Here is a 9,748-nt window from a genome sequence, read left to right on the forward strand (position 1 = left end):
TTTTTATTTCCCTTTACTGTAAACTACCTCCACTATTGAAATGGCGAACTTCTTACCAGGCTACAGACAACAGTCAACAGGAGGCATCTGCCGGAAAAACAATACCAATTAATTCCCTGGCCTGATCCAGGATCTCTAGCGATATCGAAGAAATATCGTTATATTCTTTTGCCAGACGTTTACCCGCTATCATATCGATAAATCCTTCTACTTCGTAGATCATATCATGTTGATTCGTGTCTGCTGAGTATTTTTCTTCATAACCATTTCTATATCTTATTCTAATGTCTTCCAGTCCCGTTATACTGTTAAAATACATCGTTCCCTTTTCTCCCTGGATTTCACATGGTAAATGGGAATCTGAGATTTTGGAATACACGAGATCTGCTTGCATTCCTTCATAAGTGGCAGTAATACTCCCCATTCCGTCAATACTTCCAGGTATGATATAACCATGGGCAGCAATATGTTTTGGCTTGCCAAATAAACCCGCCATCACTTCAACAGGGTAGACACCAATATCCATTAAGGCTCCATTAGACAGTTCCGGTCTAAAAGCATTTTCTATAATACCATTTTTAAACTTGTCATATCTGGAGGAATACTGGCAGTAGTTAAAATTTACTTTTCGTATCTGACCCAACTTTGCAAGGTTTTTCTTGATTATTTGAAATCCGGGGTTAAAAACAGGACGCATCGCTTCCAGGAGAATTACTTTATTTTCACCAGACACCTTCCTCATATTCCTCCACTCACGAAAGTTTGACGCAACAGGTTTCTCACACAGAACATGTTTGCCATTTTCCAACATTAAGATGCTTTGAGATGCATGGCAACAGGTTGGACTTGCAATATATACCGCATCGATATCTCTCGAGCAAGCCAGGTCTTCCAGACTGTCATACACTCGAATATTCCCCATATTCTGCACAAATGCTCTGCCTTTTTCAGCATTTCGTGAGTAAACAGCCGCAAATTCAAACTGGCTGCATAAAGACGCTGCTTCCAAAAATTTTTTTGTTATTACACTGGTACCGATCACTGCAAACCTGATTTTTTTCATTTTATACACCATCTCATTTCATAAATTCTGATCTAAATAGGCGACTACTTTATTATATGTATTAATCCAATCCATCTCAAAATCATTTAAGGATTTTGCTTCATCTCCCCCCTCAGCATCAACTTGGTCATTGATGCCAAAGTGTGAAGTAGATTCATCCATACCCCTGATGAAAAACAAGAAAGCCAGTAACAATTGCCTCTGGCTAAGACAGATATTTATAAAGTTCATTATTTACTGTCTTCACTCTCAGTAAATCACCACGTAAACCGAATGGCATTACTGGCCTGGGTCCATATCCTTTGGGCTAATGGAACGTTAAAACCATCACAGCTAACCATAATGACTTCCCACCACCTGTTCGGTGCCGGATAGGAGAGATGAGCAATGGAAACGTAACACCCTTCTTTAACAGCTGAAATACCTGCGGGGCCAACACGTACATCAGTAAATCCCCGTCTCGTCATTTCCTGACCAATTCTCTGTTTTTGTTGTTGCAACCGGTTAAAATCTCCATAAAGTACACCTTCATTGCCCAAGCTGGTTCCCCACCATAGCGTTGCCAAGAAACATCCTCCCTTATTCTGTTTACTTGTTCAATAATTAACTTTATGTCTAAGTGGAACACATGGTTACTGTGGAGGATTCAAATAGATTTCTAACGATATGCGATATATTTTGGTAAGGCTTTACCAACCATAGTTCAGGAGGAGATGGGCACCGGCCTTAATGCCGGAGCACCCATCCCCCTTTTCCCTAAAACCACTTTTTCTTAAACAATCCCAACCGGTCTTCCCCGCGTCTGACCCTTTTGCAATCATCCCGGGTAACCCGATATACCTGCAAAAAACGCTCCACTTTTTTCTTGCCTGCAAGTTTCCTCGCTTTGCCGCTTGGGATGTGAATGACATGGATCTGATCGTTGGACTCATCATGCCAGTAGCGAATCTCTGCTTTCATTTATCAGGAACCCCCTTCCCGAAAGCCCGGTTATGCTATAATGGAGGCCGATCAATTGTTTTTCTTTTGCGGGCCATTTGTTATGGCTCTCTTTTTTTATTGTCTGCAAAGATGTCATAGGATCTACCTGTAATAAGCCGTGTCCCACTCGTCATCTCCACCTCCATCACATCCAGCAGGGGAATCAGAATCTCTGTTCCATCCCGGCACAGGAGTTGGGCAATGCGCAGCCTGCGCTTGGGGTGGGAGCCAGGATCTATGTAGCAGGTTACAGTAAGTTTGTCATCGGGTTGCAGGCTGCCCATAAAATTTTCATGTTTTTTAAAAACAAGGTTGGAACAATAATCCAGTTCCCGCAAAAAAGGCTCAATCTGATTGGCCTGTCCTTCCACTTGCAGTTTCACTCCGATCACCTCCTTCACCAGATTCATCCGTGGTAACTGGAGTATACAACGAGTTAAAATAATAAATCAAATCAGAAAATTTATACAAGCAGCTGAATGTTTAAAGGTAAAATTCCACGCAAAAGCAAAGCCTAACCGATGATGGCCTTTTTCAATTTACCTTTTAGAAGGAAATAAACTTGAAAAACAGACTCTGCCCTTCTCCAGCCGCAGTTGATCGATTCAAAAAAATAAATTATATTGGGCCTGGGAGGGATGGTATGAACTATTTGGATGACCGAAAACAATTGGGAAATATCCTTCGCAGGCGAATCAATGAATTGGGGCTTCGGCAAAAGGATCTCATCGATAAGCAATTGACATCCTCCACAATCAGCAACATCATCACCGGAAAGAGAAAAGTGGGCAAAAAAACGATTGCCTGCCTGTGCCGGAAAATCGGATGGGAACTGGAGAAGATCCCGCAGTACATAGAAGAAAACGAGAAGAAAGAGGCTTGCCGGTTAAAACGGCTAAAACTGAACCTCAAGTCGATTGAAACGAACATTGACGGCGTCGGAGCAAAATACGCTCTTGACCAGATCAAAAAACTGGATCTCCCTGATGAACCTTTTATCCAGGCAACCGTTGCCTATCTGAAAGGCAAGTGCTATTACAAAAAAGAGAACTGGTCCAAAGCGAGAAATCATTATTTTCAGGCGATTCATCTTTATGATGCACACCCGGAAATTGACTACTCCAATTTGAAATCAGCATGTTTATATGAACTGGCAAGGGTTTATTATCGTCAAAATGAATTTGAATATGCCTTGAAAACTGCCCGCCAAGGTCTGAAGGTATTTCATCCAGAAGGAGAAAGGAAATATTACAAATACCACTTGCTGATTAGCGAAGCCATCTATTTGGACAGTCTGGGTGGAAGCCATGAAAGCGGTTGAAAAAATGTGGGCCAATCAGGTGGAGATTGAAACGGAAACCCTGCTGAATATGTACAGTCTGCAAGCCATTCTCTACAACAAACTGAAAATGTATCAAGAAGCCATAAAAGTGATCAATCCAGCCATCGATATTGCCAGGCGGGAAAAACAGTTTGATCACTGCTTTGAGCTTTGGACAACCCTCGGAGTCTCCTATAAAAATCTGGGGCATCCGGACATGGCCAAAACCTGCTTTTATACGGCATCTAACCTCAAACACAAAATCAGAAAGAAATTTCTCCTGCCGGCATACAATTTTACGGAATCGGGGAAGTTGTTTTTAAGCGAAGGAAATCCGGATAAGGCGAAAGAACTTCTTGTTGAAGCCGTCAAACTCAGCAAAAAAGCCAATGACAGGCTCAGGCAGCTGGATGCCCAGGTCGCCCTTGGCGATTGCTGCCTCCGACTGGATCAATTCCGCGATGCTGTGCAACAATTCGAAGAAGCAAGCGAAATGGCGAAAAAGCTCTCATTTCTCGATCAGGAATGCAGTATCGTATTAAAATTGGCGCAATGTTACGAAGACAGGGATTCCGTAAAATACAACAAATATTATGCCCGCTTCTATCAACTTAGTGTAAAATTGCTTCATGGAGGTGAAAAAAGTATGTGGCAAAACCCCAGTTCCCTTCAGAAATCCGAAAAAGAGTTTCAACCCGATCCGCCGGATGGTTAGCCCAACCTTCCCGTACAATAACGCAGTTCCCATACTGGAAACTGCGTTATTTAATTATTGCAATTTTTCTAAGGTGTATCAGCTTATTACTGGTTCCATACAAAAATGATAGGCGCAGCCTTACAGAACCAATTATAAGAAAGACAGAGGTAACTTTTTGTCATCTCTGCCCAATCATGATATACCCTATGAATTATTAATTATACTGAAATGTTCTTTCAGTTTATCCGAATATAAGTAAACATGTTCCCAATATGACCCCAAGCATGAAGAAAAAAAGGCCTAATGTAAAACGATCAATGGCTATAAGTCCTAAAATTAAATTAAGGAACATAACAATAATATTATCCTCTTCTTTAAATGCTTTCGGTTTCCATCTAAATATCCAAAATATAGAAGTTTCAATGATTCCAAGTACAAGAAGAAATAATCCAACTAATTGAAACTCTGACATAACCGAAACCCCCTATATTACCAAATATATAAGATGGTGTTTTCAGAACTAAAATGAGAATGAGGTTGTACAAAATTCATAATCTCTGAATAAATGAAAGAAAAATATTCTCGTTTTTATAAACGAAGCATATCTTAGACTGTTCCAGATTTTTTTGTAAAAATCCCCTTTACCACACCGAGGGAACTCATTTAGCAAGCCTTTCTTCCACAGTTAGACGCTCAGTCAAACATAGAGTGGGCTCAAACGATCAACTTTTGAAACAAACTTCCAGTTATTTTTAGCTTTGCAATACTATAAAAAAACACCGGGTAGCACAAATATACTACCCGGCAAGATTTCACAACGACGTATACCTAATCGAAGATAGTAAATACCCCGGCTCAATTTTCTGATAAAATTATATGCATGATAATATCTCCACACAAACGCAATAACAGTAGCAGTTGTTGCTATTGCCAATAATACCCTTCCCGTTATTAGGGATACACGTGCAACACCAATCATGAAAATCAATATAAATCTAATTCTTTTAGATACTTTATACCACCCCCATACAAAATACCATAAACTGCTTAGGGCCTTAAAGAGATAATAAACTCCCAAACTTATATAACGCCAAGACCAATGACCATTAGGATCTACATTTATTACAGGATTGTTATTACCATAAGTATACTTGTTTAAGCTTAATGGTTGATCCTCAAACCCATCAAACGTATCCCTCGTCAAAAACCTTCCTGTCTCCGGATTGTAATACCGGCTTGCAGGTAATACATTCCCGTTTCCCAGTCGTAACGGTATCCCCAGTAGAGATAGGGGCTCTTGAAGGTTCCCGTATGCGCTGTGATCCGGCCATAGGCATCGTACGCATAAGTGGCGACCACATTTCCATTGGCATCGGTAAGTGCGATGACATCGCCCAGTCATTCAGTTGGAAATAGTAGGTTTGTCCGCTTTTTGGATTGCCGTTTTTGTCGTATGCGTAATCGGTGTAGCCATTAAGGAAACTTCTGTATATCAGTGTAAAATAAAACTAACTAATAAGATAATAATTAGAATAAAAGAACCGATAAAATAAAATAAGACTTTGTCAGACTTTCCAAATAGATATAAATGTATAAGAGTAAGTACAAAAAGAACTCCCAATAATAACGTACCCCAATAAACCCATCCATCAAATTTTGACACACTAACAATAAATATAATAAAAACAACGAAATGCATTATCCTTTTCATTAATTTTTCCATAACCATCCCACTTTCTTTTTTATTGAAAATAGTAGCACACTCTTCACCTTACAAATTCTAGAGAGTGTGCTACATCATTCTGCTTTGGGATATTTATCCCCTAAAGAGTTTCATCAATCTATAACTTCAAATGTTGCTTGACTGTCTGGACAAACGGGGTTCATTAAGCAAAAAAGACTTTCTTACACTAAGTACAATACAGCAAGAAGTTACATTCTACCCGATCATTCTGAGTACTCTATTCTTAAGACGAGTCATCCGGGATACATAAATTCGACCCACTCGTGTCCTAAGGAAGTAGCGATCAGGATTCAAATATCTATTTGCAGCTGTTACAAAACTTACACCAATGCCACCGTAAAACACGCCTATAAAACCTGCTTTTATACTCCTCCAAACTCTTCGACCAAAACTGGTTCGACTTAATTTAATTATGGTGTGCTTGACTAGAATTGGTGTTCGAAGTGCTCTTAGGGCTCTATAAGTTCTAAGCCATGGAAAGAAAAATGACAGTGCAACTGTAACAGGCTTCATTATGAACTCTCTAAATATAACATTAACAAGCCACCTCATTACCCGTTTTGCGTAGCCCTTTAATGTTTTGTAAAAGTTACCATCTGAATCAACATTCATTACAGGATTATTCACAGCATAAATGTACTTGTTGAGGGTTAATGGCTCCATCTCTTCACCTGAGTCAGTATCCCTCGTTAAAAACCTTCCCATATCCGGGTTATAATACCGGCTTTGCAGGTAGTACAACCCCGTTTCCCAGTCGTAACGGTATCCCCGGTAGAGATACGGACTCTTGAAGGTTCCCGTATGCGATGTAATTCGGCCATAGGCATCGTAGGCGTAGGTGGCGACCACGTTTCCATTGGCATCGGTGAGTGCGATGACATCGCCCTGGCCATTTAATTGAAAGTAGTAGGTTTGTCCATCTTTGGTCATGCTGACAGGCCGATTCTCTCCGTCGAAGGTGTAGCTGGCTACCACCTGGCCAGAGGTGTTGGTTTCAAAAGATACATTTTTGTTTTCGTCATAATGGAAATAAGTGGTGCCGGTACTGGTAGTCATACTGGTGCGCATGCCGTCAGCCCGGTAGGCAAATTGGACGGTATCTGATCCCGACTGTACCCGCGTCAGGCGATTTTCGGCATCATAGGCGTAGGTCTTGCTTCCGTCGTTTGTCAGGTTCCCGTTTTTATCATAGGTATATGCTTGTCCATTGACAGCTGTCAGTTGGTCGACATCGTCATAGGTATACGTAGTGGTTGTCGTGGAACCGTCCCTGGTTACTTTTTTCGAAGTCCGGTTTCCTGCCGCATCATAGGTGTACTCCGTAATCGTTCCGTCAGGTGCCGTTTCTTTTATCAGTTGATCCAACTCGTCGTATTCATAGGTGGTGGTGCCGGATTTGGACGTGATGGAAGTAATGTTGCCTTTTGTATCATAGGTGTAGCTGAATGAATCAATCGGATTGCCATATTTGTCGTAGATCGTTTGCTTGACCAGATCCCCGGCTCCGTTGTACGCAAACAGGGAGAGAGTACCGTCATTGTTCTTGCGGCTGGCTATTTGATCGTTTTCATTATAGGTGAAGGCAGCCACATTATAGCCCACAGTTAAACATTGTTGAGGGTTTGTGGAAGTTTTTCAAATCGGACGTCATTAACAATGTTTTCTACTACACATTTGCCATTAGTACGAATGTCAGACAGTTTATGAATAAGATTATGCATCACTTTCGAATATTATCGATGTCTCTGTGTAAGATTGTGACCTTTCGATTTAATACTTCAACTTATATAGATTAGCAATAGGTCGTTAATAAATCCGCTATAAAAAACGAGAAAAAACAGAAGACACTTTAAACATTTTTTTAATTAGGGTCTAATCCTTTTTCTTTGATTTAATAATTTTTTTAATTTTATCAAATGTTTTTTTCTCACCAAAAATAGCAATTAAAATCATTATTAAAGCTCCTATGCAACTTACAATAAATGAAAATAAGTAAATTATTGAAATAAGAACGTGTTTATTGCTTATACTATCTACAACAAAAGTAAACACAAGATATGGAAGGGAAATAGCTGCAGGTATAACACTTAAAAGCCTAAGTAATAATTTTTTGCTATTCTCCCAAAATAGATCTGTATAAATAATTATAGAAAAAATAATTATTATCCCTATTATAACTCCTAACGCAATAATCACCTTCACTTGAATAACTCCCTTCACTAATAATTAAAACCATCACTCTTAAGTATTTAAAAAGTGGGCAGCAAATTTGCCGCCCATTTATTACCTCCTACGTAATCCTATTCGAAGATAGCGCCACCCCACTCGAATATCATGGTAGTACCTTACGAAACGGTATATACCACGAGCTCTCCATATATAAACGAGAACAAGTGATGTTAATATTAATGCTGTTTCATATCGCTGAACTATAAGAGCAAACCTTGCGGCACGTATAACCCATTTGTGCCAGCTCCATAAAGAAAATAATAAACCACCCAATGCCCTATAGATTTTTCTTACACCAATGTAAATATAACGCCAAGACCAATGCCCATCCGGATCTACCATCATCACTGGATTGTTATGCCCATACGTGTACTAATTTAAACTAATCGGCTTTTCCTCAACGCCCTCAAACGTATCCCTCGTCAAAAACCTTCCTGTCTCCGGATTGTAATACCGGCTTTGCAGGTAGTACAACCCCGTTTCCCAGTCGTAACGGTATCCCCGATAGAGATAAGGGCTCTTGACGGTTCCCGTTTGCGAGGTGATCCGGCCATAGGCATCGTAGCTATAAGTGGCGACCACATTTCCATTGGCATCGGTTAGCGCGATAACATCGCCCTGGCCATTCAGTTGGAAATAGTAGGTTTGTCCGCCTTTGGTCATGTTGACAGGCCGATTCTCCCCATCGAAGGTGTAACTGGCTACCACCTGGCCAGAGGCATCCGTTTCAAAAGATACGTTTTTGTTTTCATCATAATGGAAATATGTGGTACCAGCACTGGTGGTCATACTGGTGCGCATACCGTCGGCCCGGTAGGCGAATTGGACGGTTTCTGATCCCGACTGTACCCTGGTCAGTCGGTTTTCGCTATCATAGGCATAGGTTTTGCTTCCGTCGTTCGTCAGGTTTCCGTTTTCATCATAGGTATATGCTTGTCCATTGACAGCTGTCAGTTGGTCGGCATCGTCATAGGTATACGTGGTGGTGGTCGTGGTACCGTCACTGGTTACTTTTTTCGAAGTCCGGTTTCCTGCCGCATCATAGGTGTACTCCGTAATCGTTCCGTCAGGTGCCGTTTCTTTTATCAGTTGATCCAACTCGTCGTATTCATAGGTGGTGGTGCCGGATTTGGGCGTGATAGAAGTGATGTTGCCTTTTGTATCATAGGTGTAGCTGAAAGAATCAATCGGGTTGCCATATTTGTCGTAGATCGTTTGCTTGACCAGATCCCCGGCTCCGTTGTACGCAAACAGAGAAAGAGTACCGTCATTGTTCTTGCGGCTGGCTATTTGATCGTTTTCATTATAGGTGAAGGCAGCCACATTGGTGCTGTTGGCCTTGATTTGTATCAACTGGTTGACGCTGTTATAGGCATAATCATGGATATAGCTCAATACCCCAATGGTATGTTTTTGCCGGGTAACATTGCCGTTTTTATCGTACGTGTAATCGGTGCGTCCATCATGGTATTGGACGGTTTTTACTTTGTTGTCCGCATCGTACTCGTATGATGTGGTCTGGTTTGTGCTTTTGTCCGTTTCCTGGGTCAGATTCCCATTGGGATCATAGGCAAAGACATAACGTTCGGTTCCATTGTATTTCACGGATGTTTGCCGGTCAACGGCGTTGTAGCCGAACTCTACAATATTGCCATTGGGATAGGTAATTTTGGTTTGGTTGCCATTTAGATCATAGTCATAGGTGGTGGATTG

General features: G+C 41.0%; 13 protein-coding genes and 1 pseudogene. 3 read left to right on the top strand and 11 right to left on the bottom strand.

What is annotated here, in order from left to right; translation table 11 throughout:
- Nucleotides 1-73 precede the first annotated feature (73 nt).
- The 5 genes from H2C83_RS01615 to H2C83_RS01635 form a co-directional block, all read right to left on the bottom strand.
- Nucleotides 74-1,063 carry a Gfo/Idh/MocA family protein gene (locus H2C83_RS01615; protein WP_181737116.1) on the bottom strand — a complete coding sequence of 330 codons (990 nt, stop codon included), beginning with the start codon at nt 1,061-1,063 and terminating at the stop codon, nt 74-76.
- Nucleotides 1,064-1,081: 18 nt separating this feature from the next.
- Nucleotides 1,082-1,225: a hypothetical protein gene (locus H2C83_RS01620; protein ID WP_181737118.1), complete on the bottom strand. Its 144-nt coding sequence runs from the start codon at nt 1,223-1,225 to the stop codon at nt 1,082-1,084.
- 95 nt (nt 1,226-1,320) lie between these two features.
- Nucleotides 1,321-1,629 (bottom strand): hypothetical protein, encoded by a 309-nt coding sequence (locus H2C83_RS01625; protein ID WP_181737120.1) that lies wholly within the window; start codon nt 1,627-1,629, stop codon nt 1,321-1,323.
- Nucleotides 1,630-1,819: 190 nt separating this feature from the next.
- A complete protein-coding gene (locus tag H2C83_RS01630) occupies nt 1,820-2,023 on the bottom strand; it encodes a hypothetical protein (protein ID WP_181737122.1) in 204 nt (67 codons plus the stop codon).
- 80 nt (nt 2,024-2,103) lie between these two features.
- Nucleotides 2,104-2,427: a hypothetical protein gene (locus H2C83_RS01635; protein ID WP_181737123.1), complete on the bottom strand. Its 324-nt coding sequence runs from the start codon at nt 2,425-2,427 to the stop codon at nt 2,104-2,106.
- Nucleotides 2,428-2,687: 260 nt separating this feature from the next.
- Between H2C83_RS01635 and H2C83_RS01640 the strand changes: the two genes are divergently transcribed.
- A complete protein-coding gene (locus H2C83_RS01640; protein ID WP_181737126.1) occupies nt 2,688-3,365 on the top strand; it encodes a hypothetical protein in 678 nt (225 codons plus the stop codon).
- Entirely contained in the window at nt 3,352-4,080 is a 729-nt protein-coding gene (locus tag H2C83_RS01645) for a tetratricopeptide repeat protein (protein ID WP_181737128.1), read from the top strand. The genes H2C83_RS01640 and H2C83_RS01645 overlap by 14 nt, the downstream gene beginning before the upstream one ends.
- A gap of 223 nt (nt 4,081-4,303) precedes the next feature.
- On the opposite strand, the gene H2C83_RS01650 is transcribed toward H2C83_RS01645, so the two are convergent.
- From H2C83_RS01650 to H2C83_RS18300, 4 genes are all read right to left on the bottom strand, one after another.
- Complete coding sequence (locus H2C83_RS01650; protein WP_181737129.1) at nt 4,304-4,534, bottom strand: hypothetical protein; 231 nt, start codon at nt 4,532-4,534, stop codon at nt 4,304-4,306.
- 294 nt (nt 4,535-4,828) lie between these two features.
- On the bottom strand, nt 4,829-5,266 hold the full coding sequence (locus H2C83_RS17555) for an RHS repeat-associated core domain-containing protein (protein ID WP_246333677.1): 438 nt from the start codon (nt 5,264-5,266) through the stop codon (nt 4,829-4,831).
- Nucleotides 5,263-5,421, bottom strand: a complete 159-nt coding sequence (locus tag H2C83_RS17560; protein ID WP_312853824.1) for an RHS repeat-associated core domain-containing protein — start codon at nt 5,419-5,421, stop codon at nt 5,263-5,265. The genes H2C83_RS17555 and H2C83_RS17560 overlap by 4 nt, the downstream gene beginning before the upstream one ends.
- A 580-nt stretch (nt 5,422-6,001) precedes the next feature.
- Nucleotides 6,002-7,408, bottom strand: coding sequence for an RHS repeat domain-containing protein (locus H2C83_RS18300; protein WP_181737131.1), 1,407 nt, complete (start codon nt 7,406-7,408; stop codon nt 6,002-6,004).
- Between H2C83_RS18300 and H2C83_RS17565 the strand changes: the two are divergent.
- Nucleotides 7,393-7,602: pseudogene (locus tag H2C83_RS17565) on the top strand (hypothetical protein); the annotation flags it as partial. The gene H2C83_RS18300 and the pseudogene H2C83_RS17565 sit on opposite strands and share 16 nt — an antisense overlap.
- A gap of 76 nt (nt 7,603-7,678) precedes the next feature.
- Here the strand turns inward: H2C83_RS17565 and H2C83_RS01665 are convergent.
- Nucleotides 7,679-8,008, bottom strand: coding sequence for a hypothetical protein (locus H2C83_RS01665; protein WP_181737133.1), 330 nt, complete (start codon nt 8,006-8,008; stop codon nt 7,679-7,681).
- A gap of 399 nt (nt 8,009-8,407) precedes the next feature.
- On the bottom strand, nt 8,408-9,748 hold a 1,341-nt coding region (locus H2C83_RS01670), incomplete at its 5' end, for an RHS repeat-associated core domain-containing protein (RefSeq protein WP_181737134.1).

The sequence above is a fragment of the Thermoactinomyces mirandus genome (genome assembly GCF_013868055.1).
Lineage (GTDB): Bacteria > Bacillota > Bacilli > Thermoactinomycetales > Thermoactinomycetaceae > Thermoactinomyces > Thermoactinomyces mirandus.

What these genes read in the sequence shown, in the direction of transcription:
- H2C83_RS01615 (WP_181737116.1), bottom strand. Translation starts at nt 1,063, where the DNA reads ATGAAAAAAATCAGGTTTGCAGTGATCGGTACCAGTGTAATAACAAAA.
- H2C83_RS01620 (WP_181737118.1), bottom strand. Translation starts at nt 1,225, where the DNA reads ATGGATGAATCTACTTCACACTTTGGCATCAATGACCAAGTTGATGCT.
- H2C83_RS01630 (WP_181737122.1), bottom strand. Translation starts at nt 2,023, where the DNA reads ATGAAAGCAGAGATTCGCTACTGGCATGATGAGTCCAACGATCAGATC.
- H2C83_RS01640 (WP_181737126.1), top strand. Translation starts at nt 2,688, where the DNA reads ATGAACTATTTGGATGACCGAAAACAATTGGGAAATATCCTTCGCAGG.
- H2C83_RS01645 (WP_181737128.1), top strand. Translation starts at nt 3,352, where the DNA reads ATGAAAGCGGTTGAAAAAATGTGGGCCAATCAGGTGGAGATTGAAACG.
- H2C83_RS01650 (WP_181737129.1), bottom strand. Translation starts at nt 4,534, where the DNA reads ATGTCAGAGTTTCAATTAGTTGGATTATTTCTTCTTGTACTTGGAATC.